An 18,279-nucleotide genomic window follows, 5' to 3' on the forward strand; every position below is an offset into this window, starting at 1 on the left:
GCTGAAAGAGGTCGGCCCATGCAACCTCCTACCTTTCGGGAAATCATTGCCCTACTCAAGCACGATGGATTCGTGAAGGTCGCGCAAGTCGGTAGTCATGCTAAGTATGTTTCTGGTGACCGTGTTGTCACCGTGAACGGCTCTGGTGGTGATCGACCAAAGAAGGGCACGTGGGCAAGTATTCGTCGCCAAGCTGGATGGTAGTTGGAGGCAAAATGAGGCAGCGATTTACCTATGACTGCGTTCTCATAAAAGAAGACGACGGTTACTGCGCCAGCTTCCCGCAGATTCCCGGCGCCTTTGCCGATGGCGATACGCGCGAAGAAGCGATTGCCCATGCCACCGAGGCACTGATGGCGTTTTTGGCCGACGACCTCAACAACGGTTTGACTCCGGCAGGGTACGAACGCTCGGCCGAGGTCGTGGCCCTTTCAGTCGAAATCGACCACGAGGACGCTCGGGAAGCGGCGTGCCGAACATTTAAAGACGCAGCGCTGGACCTCAAAGTCTCCGCTCCGCGGATTACCGCGCTGGTCAAAGCCGGCAAACTCGATGTTGAACTCGTCGATGGCCGTCGGATGATAACGATAGACAGTATCGAGCGTTACGCCGCCCAAGAACGTCACGCCGGCAGGCCAAAGAAGTTCGTCGCAGTCCAATAACCCCCTCACTTTCACCGACTACTAGAGCCGCTCACCAAACCAACATGCGCTCTGGGCAAATAGGTTGAACGTTTCGTGCGAGAATGCCCCACAGTAAACAAACTTGCACCAGAGCGTAAGGGGCTGGCATACACATGCAGACGGTCTATCGGGTATACGAGGGAACGCGCGAGCCGCATCGGCTTGCCGTCGAGCGCACGGCCGAGGTGCTCGGCCGCGGCGGCCTGGCTTTGATCCCGACCGAGACCGTCTACGGTGTCGCCGTGGCAGTCAACGCCTTCTCGGACGCCGTGCCCCAAGATACAAGCGAATTCCCATCGTGGCCGCGCGATCCGCAGGCTGCCGTCAATGGCGCCGCAGTTCCTGCGCTCGGCACCGGCTATCGCCGTATCTTCACTCTCAAGCAACGTGAACTCACGCAAACCGTCGCTTGGCTGGTCGATGGCGTCGAAGCACTCGACCGCTATGGCGTGGATATCCCGGAAGATGCCCGCATACTCGCGCGACGATGCTGGCCGGGAGCCCTGACTATCGTGGTCAAGGCAGCCCCCTGCGTGCCGACCTTTATGCGCGCTGCCGACGACACGGTGGCACTTCGCGCTTCGGCCTCGCCCGTGGTGCAGGCGCTCATTCGCGCCTGTGGCAGCCCCCTTGCCTGCACCAGCGCCAACACGCATGGCGCGCCCGCGCCGGCAAGTTTTATCACGGTGGAGGGTCGCATCCTGGAGGGGGTCGATGTTGCCGTCGACGCCGGTGAGACCCCGTGTCGCGACGCCTCGACCATCGTGTCGTTTCAGCACGGCGAGCTCCAGATCCTGCGCCAAGGCGCACTTCCCGCATCAGAGATCGAACGGGTCCTGTCCGACCCGATGCAATAGAAAGGTTTAAGCGATGTCGTTGAATCTGGGCAGCCTGGGCATGGAAGATGCCTCGTTTGACTTTGGCGGTTCCTACATCATGGCGCTCGACTGCGGCACCACCTCGGTACTTGCGACCATCGTCGACGAGTACGGATGCATCGTCGCGCAGGCACGTCGCAGCGTCAAAACCAGCTTCCCGCGTCCCGGCTGGGTGGAGCAAGACCCCATGGCGGTCCTTGCTAGCCAGATCGCCGTCATGATGGAAGTCCAGTTTAAGAGCGGTATCCACTCCGACCGCATTGCCGCCATCGGCATCTCCAACCAGCGCGAGACCACGGTGGTCTGGGATCGCGTGAGCGGTCAGCCGATCTATAACGCTATCGTATGGCAGTGCCGCCGTACCGCACCTCTGATCGACGAGCTGGTCGAGCAGGGCGCAGAAGGGCTGGTGCGCTCCCGCACGGGACTCACGCTCGACCCGTATTTCTCGGCCTCCAAGGTGCAGTGGATTCTCGACAACGTCGACGGCGCACGCGAAAGCGCGGCGGCGGGCGACCTCATGTTTGGCACCATCGACACCTGGCTCATCTACAACCTCACCGGCGGCCAGGTCTTTGCCACCGACTACACCAATGCCAGCCGCACGGCACTCTTTAATATCCATACGCTCGATTGGGACGACGACCTGCTGGCACTCTTTGACGTTCCACGTTCCATGATGCCCGAGGTTCGCTGGAGCTCGGGCGACTACGGCCGCGTCGCGAGCGACATCATGACCAACATGCCGCCCATCATGGGCGTGGCGGGTGACCAACAGGCGTCGCTGTTCGGCCACTGCTGTTTCCGTCCCGGCCAGACCAAAAACACCTATGGCACGGGTTGCTTTATGCTCATGAACACCGGCGACGAGATCGTCGAATCCAAGAATGGCCTGGTCTCCACCATCGGTATCGCTGCGGACGGCAAAGTCAGCTATGCGCTCGAGGGCTCTATTTTTGCCGCCGGCTCAACGATGAACTGGCTTCGCAACAACATGGGCATCATCTCGAGCGTGAGCGAGTCGGCACAACTCGCCGCTTCGATTAGCGACAACGAGGGCTGCTACTTCGTTCCCGCCTTTGCGGGTTTGGGTGCTCCCTGGTGGGACCCGCATGCTCGCGGTATCGTGTGCGGTCTGACCGGCGCCTCGAGCCGTGCGACCATCGTACGTGCCGCCTGCGAATCCATGGCATATCAGAGCTACGACGTGCTGCGCGCCATGGAGCAGGACGTGGGGCTTTCGATTGAACGCCTGTCTGTCGATGGCGGTGCCTCGCGCAACGAGTTCATCATGCAATTCCAGGCCGACCTGCTGGATATCCCCGTGCTGCAATGCGAGACGGTGGAGACCACGGCAATCGGTGCCGCGTACTTGGCGGGTCTTGCCGTCGGCTATTGGGAAGACCTGGAAGAGCTGGAGCAAAATGCCCAGATCGTTAGGACCTTCCTTCCCCACATGTCCGCCGAGCGCCGCGAGCAAAACCTTGCGGGCTGGCGTGATGCAGTCAGGCGCTCGCTCAGCACCTCACAGTAGGGCTGCGATAGGCTGCTCGATACAACAAACCGCTAAACTAATGCATGGCGTGCGGCGGCAACATTGCTGCACACCTTGTCAGCAAGGCCGTTTTGCGGCCGCAACGAAAGGGGCAATCAACCCATGACCGTCACCTACGATACGTCCCGTGTGACCCTTGTCGATCACCCGCTCGTCCAGCACAAACTGTCGATCCTGCGCGACAAGAGCACCGGCACCAATCAGTTCCGCCAGCTCGTGCGCGAGCTCGCGCTTTTTGACGGCTACGAGGCCATGCGCGACCTGCCCATGGAAGACGTCGAGGTCGAGACCCCCATCACCACCGCCACGTTTAAGCAGCTCGCCGGCAAGAAGCTCGCCATCGTTCCCATCCTGCGTGCAGGCCTTGGCATGGTCGACGGTATCCTCGACTTGGTACCCTCTGCCCGCGTGGGCCACATCGGTATGGAGCGCGACGAGGTCACCCACGAGCCGCATGAGTATTACTGCAAGATGCCCAAGGATATCGACCAGCGCATCTGCCTGGTTGTCGACCCCATGCTCGCCACGGGCGGTTCGGCCGAAATGGCCGTCAGCTACCTGCGCGAGCGCGGTGTCAAGGACATCCGCATGCTGTGTATCGTCGCCGCACCCGAGGGTCTCAAATCGCTGACCGAAAAGGACCCCGACGTACATATTTATACGTGCGCCATCGACGACCATCTCAACGAGGCCGCCTACATCGTTCCCGGCCTCGGCGACGCCGGCGACCGCATCTACGGCACGCTCTAGTCGCTGGGCTAAACGGCCGCGGCTGCAAATACGAAGAAACGGTGCGCGCGGACGAACAAAAGGCGACCGCGCGCACTCCTGTTAACGGACGTTTTGCCCTGCAGGGTTCGAGAAAAACGTATTACCGTACCTGCGGCATAAAGAAGGTCTTAAGAAAACGAACAGGTGCGTATTAACCGATGCTTTTTCGGTTGTACTTTAACGATTGGCTCGTACAATAGTCACCAATGTTTGGCGGGAACTGTTCTGTGAGGCGTTAAAAAGGAAAGTGAGGACGCCAGTGTTTCAGATAGCCGATCTGCTCGCTATCGTTGCAGGCGCCATCGCGGGCGCAATTGCCTTCCTTCCCTTTGTCTTTACGCTCAAGCCGGTTCTTGACGATAAGCAGAATGCGGACATGCTCAAGGGTATGGTGAGTCTGGCGGTCTCGGCAATCGCCCTGCTCGTCTTTACCTTGGTTGTGTTTGTGTTGTTCGGAGAGGCATTTCGCATGTTCCTCCTGGGCGAGGCGATCGGCTTCGTGGCCTTTATGGCCGCCTGCGCGGTTCGTGTCGCCAAGGCGCTGCGAGATCCTCATGAGGTCGAAAGGTAAGTCGTGGAAATTTTTGAAAAGCTGCCTGATGAGATTAATCATCTGGTCAGCGAGTTCAGCTCCACCCCTGTCGTGGGCGATCTGAGCTGCGGCATCACGCAGTACTCGTTTTGGCTGATCGTCTCCACGATCGTGCTCCTGATCGTCCTGGCCGTGTTCAAGAAGAAGCAGACCCTGGTTCCCAAGGGCTTCTTCGTCAACGGTTTCGAGTACATCATCGAGTACGTCGAGAACGATATCGGCAAGGGTGTCGTGGGTGAGAACTGGAAGAAGCACTTCCCGTTCCTGTGCTCGCTTTTCCTGTTCATCCTGATCAATAACATGATCGGCCTGATCCCGGGAATGAAGCCCGGCACCGGCGCAATCGGCTCCACCGCCGCACTCGCCATTTTCGCCTTCGTGTACTTCATCTACTACGGATGCAAGGCTCACGGCGTGATCGGCTACATCAAGAGCCTCGCCCCGCAGGGCGTGAGCTTCCCGATGAACGTGCTCGTGTGGGTCGTCGAGCTTTTCTCGACCTTCCTGCGCCTCATCACGCTCGCCGTCCGTCTGTTCTGCAACATGTTCGCAGGACACGTGGTCATGGGCTCGTTCGCCATCATGGCGAGCATGTTCATGCAGCCGCTGCTTCAGCAGGTTTCCGCGGCGCACGCCGTCGGCGCCCTGCCTTCGCTGGCCTGGCTTGCCATCCTCATCCTGATCTATGCGATCGAGCTTGTGGTCGGCGCCATCCAGGCTTACGTCTTCACGGTCCTTACCGCCGTGTATGTCTCCGAGGCAGAGGAGGTCGCAGAGGAGGAGTAGTCTTCCGTTCGCGCCTTAAAGGTAAGGCAATTCGTTAAACCGCCGGTGCCCGTACCCATGGAGCCCGGCAGTTATAAAAAGGTTATCCTGCGTGAAATAAGACACGCACGACAAAGGAGGAATCGTGGGAGTTATCGGTTACGGTCTCGGTGTTATCGGCGCTGGTCTTGCTATCGGCCTGTCTGCTCTGGGTGCTACGGGTGCTATGGCCCGTCAGCCTGAGGTCCAGGGCCGCGTGTTCACCGTCTTCATCATGGGCTCCGCCTTCGGCGAGGCTCTGGCTCTGATCGGCTTCGTTGTCGCGCTGATCGTTAAATAGCACGGAGCGTCAAGTATGAATCTTTCATCCCAGAAGAGCGCGATCGCACTCTCTGCGTCCGCGGCCGCGCTGCTCATGCCGGTTTCCGCGTTCGCTGAGGACGGCGCTGCCGGTGCGGACATCCTCATCCCTAAGATGGCGGAGTTCATCCCGGCGCTCATCGCCTTCCTGATCATCTGGATCGTGCTGGCCAAGGTTGCCCTGCCGGGCATCATGAAAACCATGGAGGAGCGCGGCAAGAAGATCGAGGAGAGCCTCGACGAGGCCGAGAAGACCAAGCAGGAGGCCATCGCCAAGCGCGCTGAGTCCGACTCGATCGTCACCGACGCCCGTCGTCAGGCTGCCGACATCGTCCTCGAGGCCCGTAAGGACGCCGAGTCCGAGCGCGCCCGTATCATCGAGGCTGCTCACAAGGAGGCCGAGGAGATCATCGCCAAGGCCCATACGACCGTCGAGGACGAGCGCAAGTCCATCTACGCCGGTGCCGCGAGCTCCATCGCCGACCTGTCCGTTGCCGTCGCCACCAAGATCGTGGGCGAGGCACTCGAGGACGATGCCGAGCAGAAGAAGCTCATCGAGCGCTACATCCAGGAAGCAGGTAGCCTGAATGCCGACTAGCCGCTATCAGGACAAGGTGCTCGAGACCTACGCGCGCTCCCTTCTGGAAGCCGCTAAGGCCGAGAACCATGTGTTCGAGGACCTCGAGATGATCGAGCGCCTGGCTTCTGCCAGCCCCGAGATCATCGCCGTGCTCGACACCATGTCCAAGCGCGACCAGCTCGACCTTCTTCCCAAGGTGGCAGCTGCCTTTAAGTATGTTGCCGAGGAAGACGAGGATGTAGTGGGCGTGACCGTCACCACGGCGATCCCGCTCGACGACGAGCTGCGTCAAACCATCACTAAGAAATGCGAGCAGGACTTCGGCCGCAAGGTATTCCTTATCGAGCAGGTCGACCCGTCTATCGTGGGCGGCCTGGTGCTCGAGGCCCGCGGCGAGCGTCGTGACATTTCCGTCAAGACGCAGCTGCGCATCGCGCAGGAGACCCTCGCAAACTCTGCTAATTCGTACGGAGGTGAAGCCTAATGTCCGAAACCCTCAATGCCCAGGATATCGCCAAGAAACTGCAGGAGCAGCTCACGAGCCTCTCCGCGACGGTCGATACGCATGAGGTTTCAACGGTCGACGAGGTAGGCGACGGCATCGCGCGCGTCTCCGGCCTCAAGAGCGCCATGGCAGGCGAGCTTCTGGAGTTCAAGAGCTCCGATACCGGTGAGACCGTCTTCGGCCTTGCCCAGAACCTTGACCGTGACGAGGTCGGCGCCGTTCTGTTCGGTGCCGTCGACTCCATCAAGGAAGGCGACGAGTGCCGCACCACTGGCCGCATTATGGATATCCCCGTGAGCCGTGCCATGCTCGGCCGCGTCGTCAATCCGCTCGGCCAGCCCATCGACGGCCTGGGCGACATCGTCGCCACGCACCGTCGCCCCATCGAGTTCAAGGCTCCCGGCGTCATCGATCGTACCCCGGTGTGCGAGCCGGTTCAGACCGGTCTGCTCGCTATCGACTCCATGGTGCCTATTGGCCGCGGTCAGCGTGAGCTCATTATCGGCGACCGTAAGACCGGTAAGACCGCCATCGCCATCGACGCTATCCTCAACCAGCGCGGCAAGGGCATGGTCTGCATCTATGTCGCCATCGGCCAGAAGGCCTCCACAGTTGCCAACATCCGCGAGACCCTCGCTCAGCACGGTGCGCTCGACTACACCATCATCGTTTCGGCCACCGCTGCCGATTCCGCCCCTATGCAGTACATCGCGCCTATGGCCGGTGCCGCTATCGGCGAGTTCTTCATGTACAACGGCGAGGACGGCAAGCCTGCCAGCGAGACCAACCCCGGCGGCCACGTGCTCGTCATCTACGACGACCTGTCCAAGCAGGCTGTGGCTTACCGTCAGATGTCGCTGACGCTGCATCGTCCGCCCGGACGCGAGGCCTATCCTGGCGACATCTTCTACCTGCACTCTCGTCTGCTCGAGCGTGCCGTCAAGATGTCCAAGAAGAACGGTTATGGCTCCATGACGGCTCTTCCGATCATCGAGACCCAGGACGGCGACGTCTCGGCCTACATTCCGACCAACGTCATTTCCATTACCGATGGTCAGATCTACCTGCAGTCCGAGCTCTTCTTCCAGGGCCAGCGCCCGGCAGTCGACGTGGGCATTTCCGTGTCCCGCGTCGGTGGCGACGCACAGACCAAGGCCATGAAGCAGGTCGCCGGCAACCTCCGTCTGGACCTCGCTTCCTATCAGGAGCTCGCTGGCTTTACGCAGTTCGGCTCCGACCTCGACGAGGCTACTCAGAAGCAGCTGACCCACGGCGCTCGCATGACCGAGCTCCTGAAGCAGCCGCGTTACAAGCCGTTTGAGGTTGGCGAGCAGATCGTTACGCTGTTCGCTGGCAACGAGGGCTTCCTGGATGACCTGGAGATCGCCGACGTGCTGCCTTTCCGTGCCGAGCTCATCGAGTACATGGACAATGGCTTTGGCTTGCTGCTCGACAAGGTTCGCGCCAAGAAGATCGATGATGACACCAAGGCTGAGCTCTTGCGTGTCATCGGCGACTTCAAGCAGCAGTTCATGGCCAAGCACCATTCGGATGTTTCTGGATCAGAGGAGAACTAAGCCCCATGGCCAACCTTCGCGACATTAAGAAGCGAATCTCCTCGGTTACCACGACCAAGCAGATCACGCGCACGATGGAGATGGTCTCTACGGCCAAGATCCGTCGTGCCCTCGATCGCTCCAAGCAGGCCGAGCCCTATAAGGAGGCGCTGACCGACGTCATGTTGACGGTCGCCGGCGACGCCTCCTGTTCGGGCACCGATCCCATGCTGCAGAAGCATGAGAGCGTCAAGCATGGCCTGATTGTCGTTATTGCCTCGGACCGCGGCCTTGCCGGCGGTTTCAATACGACGGTGGAGCGCACGGCCGAAAAGCTCGCCGCTTCTTGGGCGAACGACGGCATCGAGTGCGAGATCATCGCGTGCGGGCGTAAGCCGGCCACGTATTTCCGTGACCGCGCAAACGTTGTCATGCACTTTGAGGGCAACTCCTCTGAGCCCGATTTCAATCAGGCCCGCATGATCTCCTCTCATATCTGCGATGCGTATCGTGCCGGTGAGCTTGACCGTGTCGAGCTTGTCTACCACCACGCCAAGAACCGCGTGGATCAGGAGCTTCGCGTCGAGCATCTGTTGCCGCTCGACCCCGAGATGATCGCTATGGCCCACGGTCCGCGTAAGAACGAGACCGACGCCCCTAAGCGCATCTCGTCCACGTTCGAGTTCGTGCCCTCTCCCGAGCATGTTCTCGGCAAGCTTGTGCCGTCTTATATCCTGACGGTCATCTACCAGGCCCTGATCGATTCGGCGGCTGCCGAGCAGGGTGCACGCCGCAAGGCCATGCACTCCGCGACGGAAAACGCCACCGCGATCATCTCGACCCTTACCCGCACGTATAGTCGCGTGCGCCAGGCTTCGATCACGACCGAGATTAACGAGATCGTCGGCGGAGCCTCAGCATTGGAGGAACAGTAATGGCTAATAACACCGTAAAGCTTGCGGTCGAGGAAGCCACCAAGAAGACGACTGCCGGTGATGGTCGCATCGTGCGTATCATCGGCCCTGTCGTCGACGTCAAGTTTGACGGCGCGGTGCCCCCGATCTACAACGCGCTCACGGTCGAGGCCGAGACCCCGATCGGTCATCTGAGCACGATCCTCGAGGTCGAGAGCCAGCTTCCGGGCGGCGTCGTCCGCACGGTCGCCATGTCCTCGACCGACGGCCTGCAGCGCGGCCTCATCGCTACCGATACCGGTGAGCCCATGAAGATGCCCGTTGGTCCCAAGACGCTCGGTCGCATTTGGAACGTCATGGGCAAGCCCGTCGACGGCAAGCCCATGCCCGAGGTGGAGGAGTTCTACCCCATCCACCATGCAGCGCCCCGCTTTGACGAGCTCACCACCAAGACCGAGATCTTCGAGACCGGCATCAAGGCCGTCGACCTGCTCGAGCCCTACATCCGTGGCGGCAAGACCGGCCTGTTCGGCGGCGCCGGCGTTGGCAAGACCGTTCTGATTCAGGAGCTCATCAACAACCTCGCCCAGGAGCACGGCGGCACCTCGGTGTTCACCGGCGTCGGCGAGCGTACCCGCGAGGGCACCGACCTGTTCCTCGAGATGAGCGAGTCTGGCGTTATCGACAAGACCTGCTTGGTCTATGGTCAGATGAACGAGCCGCCTGGAGCGCGTCTGCGCATCGGTCTGGCTGGCCTTACCACCGCTGAGTACTTCCGCGATCGCGGCCAGGACGTTCTGCTGTTCATCGACAACATCTTCCGCTTCTCCCAGGCCGGTTCCGAGGTTTCCGCTCTGCTGGGTCGTATGCCGTCCGCCGTCGGTTACCAGCCTACGCTGGCTACCGAGATGGGTGACCTCCAGGAGCGCATTACCTCGACCAAGACGGGTTCCATTACCTCCGTCCAGGCTGTCTACGTCCCTGCAGACGACCTGACCGACCCGGCGCCTGCCACGACGTTTACGCACCTGGACGCCACTACGGTTCTTTCGCGTAGCATTTCGTCGCTTGGTCTGTTCCCGGCTATCGACCCGCTCGCGTCTTCCTCCGACGCTCTCGATCCCTCGATCGTCGGCGAGGAGCACTACCGTGTCGCCGTCAAGGTCCAGGAGCTCCTGCAGGAGTACTCCGACCTTCAGGACATCATCGCCATTCTGGGTATGGACGAGCTGTCCGAGGAGCAGCGCCTTACGGTCAACCGTGCCCGTAAGATCCAGCAGTTCCTTTCCCAGTCCTTCCACGTCGCCGAGAAGTTCACCGGCAACCCCGGTGTCTACGTCCGCGTCGAGGATACCGTCCGCTCTTTCGCCGAGATTGTCGACGGCAAGGCCGATGACCTGCCCGAGCAGGCTTTCCGCTATGCTTCCACGATTGAGGACGTGCGCGAGCGCGCCCGCAAGATGGGGGAGAAGTAGGTTATGCGTATCCGCATCGTGTGCCCCGTGAGCTGCGCCTATGAGGGCGACGCTGCGTTTGTGTCGATTCCGTCCACGGATGGCGAGTTTGGCGTTCTGCCTGCTCACTCCAGCGAGATCTGCACGATCGACCGCGGTTACGTTCGCGTTTCCGATAAGGCCATGGGCACTGTCGACCACACGTTTGCCGTGGCCGGCGGCTATGCCCAGGTTGCGGACGATGTCGTGACCGTTCTCGCCGAGCGCGCTTGCGATTTGGCGACCGTCGATGCCGACAAGCTTAAAGCTGATATTCAAGGTTTTGAAGAGAAGCTGGGTAATTTGTCGGAGGATGATGCACGCCGCGCCTACCTCTATAATGAAATCGCATGGTGTAAGCTCAAGCTTGCCCAATAGTCAAACGATTTAGCGTTCGACCATTTGCGAACACATCATGCCCGGGATGGCTTGGCCACCCCGGGCATGCTTTTTGAAAGGGTAGACCTTGGATATTATCCGCGTTGAGGGTGGCCACGCCATCGGAGGCTCCGTGCCCGTCTCGGGTGCTAAGAACTCCGCGCTCAAACTCATGGCGGCAACGCTTCTGGCGCCGGGCAAGACGACGCTGCAGAACGTGCCCGATATTTCCGATGTCCACGTGATGGGCAAGGTGCTCAAGGGCATGGGCGCTACGATCGATGTTCTCGACGAGCACACGCTCGAGATCGATACCTCTCAGGTCGATTCCTGGGAGGCTCCCTATGAGCTCGTCGCTAAGATGCGTGCTTCCACCGCCGTCATGGGGCCCCTGCTGGGTCGCTTCCATCGCGCCAAGATCGCCATGCCGGGCGGCTGCAACCTAGGTGCCCGCAAGATCGACATGCATATTCTGGGTCTCGAGGCCCTGGGCGTCGAGTTTGATACCGCCCACGGCTACATCAACGCCAGCGCGCCTCAGGGCCTGCGCGGTACCACCGTCACGCTCGAGTTTGCCAGTGTCGGTGCGACCGAGAACCTCATTATGGCATCCGTGCGCGCGCAGGGCACCACGGTTATCGACAATGCCGCCCGCGAGCCCGAGATCGTCGATCTCGCCAACATGCTCAACGAAATGGGTGCCAAGATTGTTGGCGCCGGTACGCCTGTCGTGACCATCGAGGGCGTGGAAGAGCTGCATCCTGTTACCCATCGCGTAGTGGGCGACCGCATCGAGGCCGGTACCTTTATCGTCGCCGGTGCGTTGATGGCAGACGATCGCGGTGTCGATGTCACGGGCTTTTGTCCCATTCACTTGGGTATGGTGCTCAAGAAGATGGAGCTCATGGGTATCGACTGCGAGCGCGTCGAGGATGGCGTCCATGTGAACCGTGCCAAGCGCATCAAGCCGGCCGACATCCAGACGCTTCCGTTCCCCGGCTTCCCGACCGACATGCAGGCACAAATTATGGTGCTCTCCGCCCTCGCCGACGGCAGTTCCGTTATTACCGAAAACATCTTCGAGAATCGCTTTATGTTTGCCTCTGAGCTGGTGCGCATGGGTGCCGACATTCGTATCGAGAGCCATCATGCCATGATTCATGGCGTCAAGGGCTTCTCGGGTGCACAGGTTACCTCGCCCGATCTGCGTGGCGGAGCGGCCCTCGTCGTAGCGGGCTTGATCGCCGACGGGACGACCGAGGTTTCGGCTATCCATCACATCAAGCGCGGCTACGAGCAGTTTGTCGAAAAGCTGCAGGCGCTCGGCGCGCATGTCGAGCATGCTGCCGTCCCCGATCCCGTCATCTACTAATACAGGTTGCCTATGTTTAATAAAAAGCCCCTCGCGGATACCACCACCCGAAGACCCTCAACTGGTGCGCAGGCCAAGATCTACAGTCGCGATAACGTGGCTCGCTATTCCGAGCGCGCTCGTCAACGTCGCCGTAGCCACACGATTCGTCACGTCGCGCTCATTGTCGTGCTTGGCGTGCTGCTGAGTGCCACTACCGCTGCCGGCCTGTGGTTTGCCACCATTATGGGCAAGCTCGGCGATTCTAATGTCATTACTGACAATCTGCGTCGGGTTCTGGTTGACACCGATGAGGCAAAGGATCCGTTCTACGTGCTGCTTCTTGGCACCGACGGCCGTCCGGGCGAGGATACGTATCGTGCCGACTCGATTATCCTGGCACGCATCGACCCCACGCAAAAGCAGGCGACGCTCATTTCCGTTCCGCGCGACACCAAGGTCGAGTACAAGGGCGAGACCATGAAGATCAACGCCTGCCATACCGTTGGCGGCGCCGAGGCCATGGTCGAGGCGGTCAACGAGCTGTGCGGTGTTCAGATTTCCCACTATGCCGAGGTCAGCTTCGACGGCATGCAGGCGCTGATTGATTCGGTTGGCGGTATCGACATTAACGCAACCGATGATGTTGACGACCCCGAGCACCTGGATATTAAGATTACCGCTGGCCAGCAGCATATGGACGGTGCCACCGCCCTTACCTATGCCCGCTGCCGCTACACCTATGCCGACGGCGATTACACGCGCATGCGCCACCAGCGTCAGGTGCTTGGCGCCCTTGCCAACCAGATTCTCAATAACTTCGATGCCACGAAGATCTTTGGCCTGGTTAATTCGCTGTCCGATATGCTCGTGACCGATATGAGCGTTCAGGATATCGTCTCTACGGTCAACGCCATGCGCGGTATGGATGTCGACGGTATCTACTCGGCCAACCTGCCTTCGTACGCCGACGACAGCACCATGATTGACGGTGTGAGCTACGTCTTTGTCTACGAGGACGAGCTCAAGGAAATGATGGAGCGCGTCGATGCCGGCAAGGATCCCAAGGGTCCCAACACCATGGGTCTTTCCGACGGCTCCAGCTCTACGATCGGCGATCTCAGCAACAACACGTCTGACGACTACGCAAACGGCACCGCAACCTCATCGGTCAGCTCTGACGATTCCGATGGCTCAAGCGATTCGAGCGATTCGGACTACTACGAACAGCCCACCGGCGACGGCAACGGTTACGAGGCCAACTACTAAGTTACGGCGTTTTACCAAACGCCGTAACGACTCGACGCTGCGCGCCGCCCAAGGCGACAATTTGTCATTCAAAAGGCAGGGCATGACCAGAAGGTCAATGCCCTGCCTTTTTCATGCCAACTTGTTCGCCTTGGACGTCGCTCGCTGACGTTGGCTCAACCTGCGATGTTGACTACTCCCCTTGTATCAAAAACCGCCCCGTTCTCTGTAGAGGACGGGGCGATTCGTCTTTTGGACTTGTGCAGCCAGGCTTATGCAAAGCGGGCGACGAGCTCCTGGAGCACGTCGGTCATCTTGACGAGCGAACTGACCGGGACGAATTCGTTGACGCCGTGGTAGCAATAGCCGCCGGTGGAAAGGTTGGGGCAGGGCAGACCGCGGAACGACAGCTGCGCGCCGTCGGTGCCGCCGCGAATCGGCAGCACTTGGGGCTCAACGCCGCAGGCAAGGTAGGCTTCCTTGGCAACATCAATAAGCTCGGGAAAGTCACAAACGATCTCGGCCATATTTCGATACTGCTGCTTAATCTCGACTGTCACGCGCTTGTCACCCAAGCGCTGGTTGAGCATCGAGGCGGCGGCATCAATAAGGTCGAGTTTCTGCTGGAACTTGGCGGCGTCATGGTCGCGGACGATATAGCGCGCTGTGGCGTGATCGACGGTCGCAGATACACCCTCAAGGTGATAAAAGCCCTCGTAGCCTTCCGTATACTCCGGACGCTGCACGTAGGGGAGCAACGCGTTGAAGTCGCAGAACAGATTGCCTGCGTTGACCATACGGCCCTTAGCGTCGCCCGGGTGGATGGACTGGCCCTCAAAGCAGACAGTCGCCTCGGCGGCGTTAAAGCACTCCCACTCCAGCTCGCCGATGGGGCCGCCGTCGACCGTGTAGGCGTACTTGCAGCCAAAGGTATCGATATCCAGCAGCTCGGCTCCGTGGCCGATCTCCTCGTCAGGGCAGAAGCAAATGCCGAGTGCGGGATGGGGCAGAGAAGGGTCCTGAGCGATACGCGCGACAAGTGACATGATCTCGGCGACGCCTGCCTTGTCGTCCGCGCCCAGCAGCGTGGTGCCATCGCTGCAGACCAGGTCCTCACCCGCGAGGTCATTCAGGGCGGGAAGCTTGGCGGTACTCATGGCAACGGGCTTACCGTCAACCGTGCCGCAGACCAGGTCGCCGCCTTCGTAGTGTACGATGTGCGGCTTCACGCCGGCGCCCGGTGCAACTTCGGTGGTGTCGAGATGGGCGATCAGGCCCAGGGCGGGCTTGTCCTCAGCGCCCGCACTTGCGGGGATATGCGCGCAGACATAGGCGTGCTCGGTCACGTGGGCATCTTCCGCACCAAGCTCGCGCAGCTCTTCAGCCAGCACGTTGGCAAGGTCAAACTGAACGGTGCTCGAAGGTACCTGGTCGCAGTTTGCATCCTCGGACTGCGTGTTGATCTGGACGTAGCGCAAAAAGCGCTCGAGGACATCGGGGTTCGTGGTGGTGTTTTCCATAAAGACCGCTCCAATCTTGGTCGTCGTGTGCAACAAGAACTCTAGCACGGTATGCCACGGCATACCGCGACGCTTGGATGGGGTAGAATCAGCCATTGAATGCAGAAGGGACGGAAGATCATGGATACGACAAATAGCTCGCGCGAACTACATCTGACGGTGGCGAACGAAGACTACTTGGAGTGCATGGTTCGCATTGAAAGCGAAGAGGGGGAAACCAACGGCGTGCGATCGGTCGACATCGCGCAGCGCCTTGGCGTCTCCAAGGCATCGGTCAATAAAGCGGTTTCGGCGCTCAAGGCATCCGAGCTTGTCGAGCAATCGCACTACGGCAAGGTAGTCCTGACCGATCGCGGCCGCGAGGTTGGCACGGCTATCTGGTACCGTCATCGCCTCGTCCGCACGTTTTTGGTTCAGGAGCTCGGTGTCGAATTTGAGCGAGCCGATTCCGAGGCCTGCATGATGGAGCATGCGCTATCCGAGGACACGATGAACCGCTGGCTCGCCTATCTCGAAAAACAGGGAATCAGCGTCGAGGAATAGCGGGATATGTATGGATACGAGTTATTACAACCGCTTTGGTGCCGAGGAACTTACGCGCCGCTTGTCGAGCGAGACCTTGTTGGCGCAGGGCCCCATGGGCAGTGTTCTGTTGAGTGAGTACGATGCCGCCGATATTCCACCGGCGTTTTGGAATCTGGCAGAGCCGCAGACCGTTTCTCGTATCCATCGCTTGTATGTCGCCGCCGGCGCGCAGGTACTCATTACCAATACCTTTCAGGCATCAAGCTATGCCCTCAAGCACGACCAGATTGCGCCGTCCGTGGCGGAGGTCAATCGCGGGGCCGTCGACGATGCCCGCCAGGCGCACCCTCAGCTGCTGCTGGGCTCGATGGGTCCGATCGGTATTGAGTGGTTTGCCGAGGACTCTGCCGAGTTTCGTGAGATCCGAGGCATTGCGCGCGAACAGGCGCACGCCTTACTCAATGCTGGTGTTGATGGTCTGCTGATCGAGACGGTGACGTCTATCCGTAATTTGCAGCCCATGCTTGCCGGCGCTCGAGATGCCGCTGACGGCATGCCTGTCCTGGTGAGTTTTGTCGTTGATGACAAAGGCGACCTGTTGGGCGATGGCCTCAACATCGAGGCAGCCGTTTTGTACGCCGAAAAACACGGCGCAAACTCGGTTGGTGTTAATTGCTGTTCGCTTGCGGCCGCGAACGCGGCGGTGCCCAGGATGGTTGCATCGGCGACTACTCCCGTCACGGTGCGTCCCAACGTGGGCGATCCGGTCCAGACTCAGGATGGCCCCGTATGGCACGAGAACCCTGAAGCTTTCGCGCGCGCATGCATCGAATGGAGACATGCCGGTGCCGCAATGGTGGGCAGTTGCTGTGGAACCACGGCAATCACTACGGCAGCGATGGCCGAGGCGCTCGATATATAAAGGGCAAAACCGCTCCATACGGGGCGGTTTTTTTTATTGCTTGCATGTCCTCGGCAGCATTTGCCCAAATGGTGAATGCTGGTGCCGGCAGGTTGCCGAGTGTGTATCGCGGGTATACCTCATGCGTACCATGATCCAAACACTGTGAGGTGTCTGCGCGTGTGCGCGATAATTCATTTTGGAACTGACGGTTGGCGCGCTCGCGTCGATGAGGACTTCACTGCCGATAACGTTGCCCGTATCGCCGATGCCGTCGGCGAGTTGTGGCAAAAGACCAATCCGGGCAAAACAGTATATATAGGGTTCGACACTCGGCCCCTGGCGCGCGAGTTCGCTGAGCTTGCGGCGGGTGTGCTAGCAGCGCACGGGCTAGACGCCGTGCTCGCTTCGCGACCTGTTCCGACCCCTGCTCTTACGTGGGCGGCGGCTTATGACGGTGAGGCGTGCGGCGCGCTCATGGTGACGGGGTCCCATCATCCGCAGGGTTATCTGTGTCTCAAGATTCGCATGGGTGACGGCTCGACCGCCAACCAGGATGTCATCGAAGAGCTCGAAGAGACCATGGCTCCCGAGCCAATGGGGATCGAGGGGCAATATCGCACCGCGGATATCATTCCTGACTATATGCAGGCGGTGGCATCGTTTGTTGATGCCGAAGCCATCCGTGCCGCGCACCTGCGCGTGGTTGTTGATCCCATGGGCGGCGCAGCCCAGGGCTATCTAGCCGACTTGCTGCGCGAGCTTGGCGTTGAGGTGCACGAGATTCATGCCGGGCAGGCACCTGACCAAGAAGATATCTGCCCCGACCCCGTTGAGCCGTGGGTGGACGCTTGCGAGCGCACGGTTATCGAGGACGGAGCTTGCGCTGGCCTGGTGACCGACGGCGACGCCGACCGTATCGGCGCGGTTGACGAGCGCGGCAGATATATACATCCGCATCAGATCATGGCGCTCGTTTTGGGCGACTTGGTTCAATTTCGTAATTTGGAGGGGCGCGTCGTTGTCAATCTTTCATGCTCGACGCTCGTGCGTCGCATTGCCGAGGCGCTTGGCTGCCGCGTGACCGTCAAACCAGTCGGTTTCAAATATATAGCGGCGGAGATGAAGAAGGGCGGCGTCCTCATGGGCGGCGAAGAAGCCGGTGGTATCGGCATCGCCGCGCATATGCCCGAGCGCGATGGAATCCTCGCCTGTCTGATTCTGTGCGAGCTTATGGCAAAGACGGACGCGCCTTTGGGCGTTCTGGTCGACCAACTCGAGGACAGTTTTGGTAAGACGAGTTACGGTCGACGCGATTTGCGCCTTGAGGCCGAAGATGCCGAAACGTTGCGAACCCTGCTGCCGGGCGTAAACCCCAAGTCGATTTGTGGCAAGGTGCCGCAAAACGTTAGTCATATGGATGGCTTGCGTTTGGCATTCGAGGATGACACGTGGTTGCTGGTCCGTCCTAGCGGGACCGAACCAGTGGTGCGCGTCTACGCCGAGGGGTTCTCGGTGGAAGAACGTGATGAGTTGCTCGATGCTGGCTGTGCTTTAGCTAGGGGGACGTATCCGCTTTAACCATGAGGCTGCCTTATATAAAGAGATGCTCGGCGAGCGGTAGGTAACGGCTGGCAAACGTTAGCCGGATCCCAAAATGTGCAGGAAATGTGTACGCCCAGATTCCCGCCCCCGGCGCCCCTC

At 60.1% G+C, this 18,279-nt stretch carries 20 protein-coding genes; 19 read left to right on the forward strand and 1 reads right to left on the reverse strand.

Features of this window, described 5'->3' with window-relative positions; translation table 11 throughout:
• Positions 1-18 precede the first annotated feature (18 nt).
• The 16 genes from DXD16_RS10560 to DXD16_RS05430 all read left to right on the forward strand — a co-directional run bounded on the left by DXD16_RS10560 (position 19) and on the right by DXD16_RS05430 (position 13,650).
• A complete protein-coding gene (locus DXD16_RS10560; RefSeq protein WP_089573106.1) occupies positions 19-204 on the forward strand; it encodes a type II toxin-antitoxin system HicA family toxin in 186 nt (61 codons plus the stop codon).
• Positions 171-662 (forward strand): type II toxin-antitoxin system HicB family antitoxin, encoded by a 492-nt coding sequence (locus DXD16_RS05360; protein WP_128620077.1) that lies wholly within the window; start codon positions 171-173, stop codon positions 660-662. The genes DXD16_RS10560 and DXD16_RS05360 overlap by 34 nt, the downstream gene beginning before the upstream one ends.
• A 134-nt stretch (positions 663-796) precedes the next feature.
• Positions 797-1,540, forward strand: a complete 744-nt coding sequence (locus DXD16_RS05365) for an L-threonylcarbamoyladenylate synthase (protein WP_089573104.1) — start codon at positions 797-799, stop codon at positions 1,538-1,540.
• 13 nt (positions 1,541-1,553) lie between these two features.
• Positions 1,554-3,095, forward strand: a complete 1,542-nt coding sequence (gene glpK, locus DXD16_RS05370; RefSeq protein WP_089573103.1) for a glycerol kinase GlpK — start codon at positions 1,554-1,556, stop codon at positions 3,093-3,095.
• A 123-nt stretch (positions 3,096-3,218) separates the two neighbouring features.
• Positions 3,219-3,866: a uracil phosphoribosyltransferase gene (gene upp, locus DXD16_RS05375; protein ID WP_117655378.1), complete on the forward strand. Its 648-nt coding sequence runs from the start codon at positions 3,219-3,221 to the stop codon at positions 3,864-3,866.
• A 280-nt stretch (positions 3,867-4,146) separates the two neighbouring features.
• Positions 4,147-4,458, forward strand: a complete 312-nt coding sequence (locus tag DXD16_RS05380; RefSeq protein WP_035138788.1) for a hypothetical protein — start codon at positions 4,147-4,149, stop codon at positions 4,456-4,458.
• Positions 4,459-4,461: 3 nt separating this feature from the next.
• Complete coding sequence (atpB, locus tag DXD16_RS05385; RefSeq protein WP_022094263.1) at positions 4,462-5,265, forward strand: F0F1 ATP synthase subunit A; 804 nt, start codon at positions 4,462-4,464, stop codon at positions 5,263-5,265.
• A gap of 124 nt (positions 5,266-5,389) precedes the next feature.
• Entirely contained in the window at positions 5,390-5,584 is a 195-nt protein-coding gene (locus tag DXD16_RS05390; RefSeq protein WP_022094262.1) for an ATP synthase subunit C, read from the forward strand.
• A gap of 15 nt (positions 5,585-5,599) precedes the next feature.
• Positions 5,600-6,202: a F0F1 ATP synthase subunit B gene (gene atpF / locus DXD16_RS05395; protein ID WP_006235712.1), complete on the forward strand. Its 603-nt coding sequence runs from the start codon at positions 5,600-5,602 to the stop codon at positions 6,200-6,202.
• Positions 6,192-6,668, forward strand: a complete 477-nt coding sequence (locus tag DXD16_RS05400) for a FoF1 ATP synthase subunit delta (RefSeq protein WP_006235713.1) — start codon at positions 6,192-6,194, stop codon at positions 6,666-6,668. Before atpF ends, DXD16_RS05400 begins: the two co-directional genes overlap by 11 nt.
• Positions 6,668-8,266 (forward strand): F0F1 ATP synthase subunit alpha, encoded by a 1,599-nt coding sequence (atpA, locus tag DXD16_RS05405; RefSeq protein ID WP_117641017.1) that lies wholly within the window; start codon positions 6,668-6,670, stop codon positions 8,264-8,266. The genes DXD16_RS05400 and atpA overlap by 1 nt, the downstream gene beginning before the upstream one ends.
• A gap of 5 nt (positions 8,267-8,271) precedes the next feature.
• Positions 8,272-9,180: an ATP synthase F1 subunit gamma gene (gene atpG / locus DXD16_RS05410; protein ID WP_006235716.1), complete on the forward strand. Its 909-nt coding sequence runs from the start codon at positions 8,272-8,274 to the stop codon at positions 9,178-9,180.
• Positions 9,180-10,634, forward strand: coding sequence for a F0F1 ATP synthase subunit beta (atpD, locus tag DXD16_RS05415; RefSeq protein WP_006235717.1), 1,455 nt, complete (start codon positions 9,180-9,182; stop codon positions 10,632-10,634). Before atpG ends, atpD begins: the two co-directional genes overlap by 1 nt.
• A gap of 3 nt (positions 10,635-10,637) precedes the next feature.
• Positions 10,638-11,030 carry an ATP synthase F1 subunit epsilon gene (gene atpC / locus DXD16_RS05420; protein ID WP_006235718.1) on the forward strand — a complete coding sequence of 131 codons (393 nt, stop codon included), beginning with the start codon at positions 10,638-10,640 and terminating at the stop codon, positions 11,028-11,030.
• Between the two features lie 88 nt (positions 11,031-11,118).
• On the forward strand, positions 11,119-12,402 hold the full coding sequence (gene murA / locus DXD16_RS05425; protein ID WP_117655379.1) for a UDP-N-acetylglucosamine 1-carboxyvinyltransferase: 1,284 nt from the start codon (positions 11,119-11,121) through the stop codon (positions 12,400-12,402).
• Positions 12,403-12,414: 12 nt separating this feature from the next.
• A complete protein-coding gene (locus DXD16_RS05430; RefSeq protein WP_117655380.1) occupies positions 12,415-13,650 on the forward strand; it encodes an LCP family protein in 1,236 nt (411 codons plus the stop codon).
• A 251-nt stretch (positions 13,651-13,901) separates the two neighbouring features.
• On the opposite strand, the gene pepT is transcribed toward DXD16_RS05430, so the two are convergent.
• Positions 13,902-15,149 (reverse strand): peptidase T, encoded by a 1,248-nt coding sequence (gene pepT / locus DXD16_RS05435; RefSeq protein ID WP_117655381.1) that lies wholly within the window; start codon positions 15,147-15,149, stop codon positions 13,902-13,904.
• Between the two features lie 120 nt (positions 15,150-15,269).
• Between pepT and DXD16_RS05440 the strand changes: the two genes are divergently transcribed.
• The 3 genes from DXD16_RS05440 (at position 15,270) to DXD16_RS05450 (ending at position 18,156) form a co-directional block, all read left to right on the forward strand.
• Entirely contained in the window at positions 15,270-15,692 is a 423-nt protein-coding gene (locus DXD16_RS05440; RefSeq protein ID WP_089573098.1) for a metal-dependent transcriptional regulator, read from the forward strand.
• Positions 15,693-15,702: 10 nt separating this feature from the next.
• Positions 15,703-16,596 (forward strand): homocysteine S-methyltransferase family protein, encoded by an 894-nt coding sequence (locus DXD16_RS05445; RefSeq protein WP_055252635.1) that lies wholly within the window; start codon positions 15,703-15,705, stop codon positions 16,594-16,596.
• Between the two features lie 159 nt (positions 16,597-16,755).
• Positions 16,756-18,156 carry a phosphoglucomutase/phosphomannomutase family protein gene (locus DXD16_RS05450; protein ID WP_117655382.1) on the forward strand — a complete coding sequence of 467 codons (1,401 nt, stop codon included), beginning with the start codon at positions 16,756-16,758 and terminating at the stop codon, positions 18,154-18,156.
• Positions 18,157-18,279: the final 123 nt, after the last annotated feature.

The organism is Collinsella sp. TF11-5AC (assembly GCF_003436775.1).
Classification (GTDB): Bacteria; Actinomycetota; Coriobacteriia; order Coriobacteriales; family Coriobacteriaceae; genus Collinsella.

Bases quoted from the DNA above. Each gene is read 5' to 3' on its own strand.
- atpA (WP_117641017.1), top strand. From the start codon at position 6,668: ATGTCCGAAACCCTCAATGCCCAGGATATCGCCAAGAAACTGCAGGAG.
- DXD16_RS05445 (WP_055252635.1), top strand. From the start codon at position 15,703: ATGGATACGAGTTATTACAACCGCTTTGGTGCCGAGGAACTTACGCGC.
- atpC (WP_006235718.1), top strand. From the start codon at position 10,638: ATGCGTATCCGCATCGTGTGCCCCGTGAGCTGCGCCTATGAGGGCGAC.
- DXD16_RS05365 (WP_089573104.1), top strand. From the start codon at position 797: ATGCAGACGGTCTATCGGGTATACGAGGGAACGCGCGAGCCGCATCGG.
- atpD (WP_006235717.1), top strand. From the start codon at position 9,180: ATGGCTAATAACACCGTAAAGCTTGCGGTCGAGGAAGCCACCAAGAAG.
- atpF (WP_006235712.1), top strand. From the start codon at position 5,600: ATGAATCTTTCATCCCAGAAGAGCGCGATCGCACTCTCTGCGTCCGCG.
- DXD16_RS05440 (WP_089573098.1), top strand. From the start codon at position 15,270: ATGGATACGACAAATAGCTCGCGCGAACTACATCTGACGGTGGCGAAC.
- DXD16_RS05430 (WP_117655380.1), top strand. From the start codon at position 12,415: ATGTTTAATAAAAAGCCCCTCGCGGATACCACCACCCGAAGACCCTCA.
- DXD16_RS10560 (WP_089573106.1), top strand. From the start codon at position 19: ATGCAACCTCCTACCTTTCGGGAAATCATTGCCCTACTCAAGCACGAT.
- atpG (WP_006235716.1), top strand. From the start codon at position 8,272: ATGGCCAACCTTCGCGACATTAAGAAGCGAATCTCCTCGGTTACCACG.
- DXD16_RS05400 (WP_006235713.1), top strand. From the start codon at position 6,192: ATGCCGACTAGCCGCTATCAGGACAAGGTGCTCGAGACCTACGCGCGC.
- upp (WP_117655378.1), top strand. From the start codon at position 3,219: ATGACCGTCACCTACGATACGTCCCGTGTGACCCTTGTCGATCACCCG.
- glpK (WP_089573103.1), top strand. From the start codon at position 1,554: ATGTCGTTGAATCTGGGCAGCCTGGGCATGGAAGATGCCTCGTTTGAC.
- pepT (WP_117655381.1), bottom strand. From the start codon at position 15,149: ATGGAAAACACCACCACGAACCCCGATGTCCTCGAGCGCTTTTTGCGC.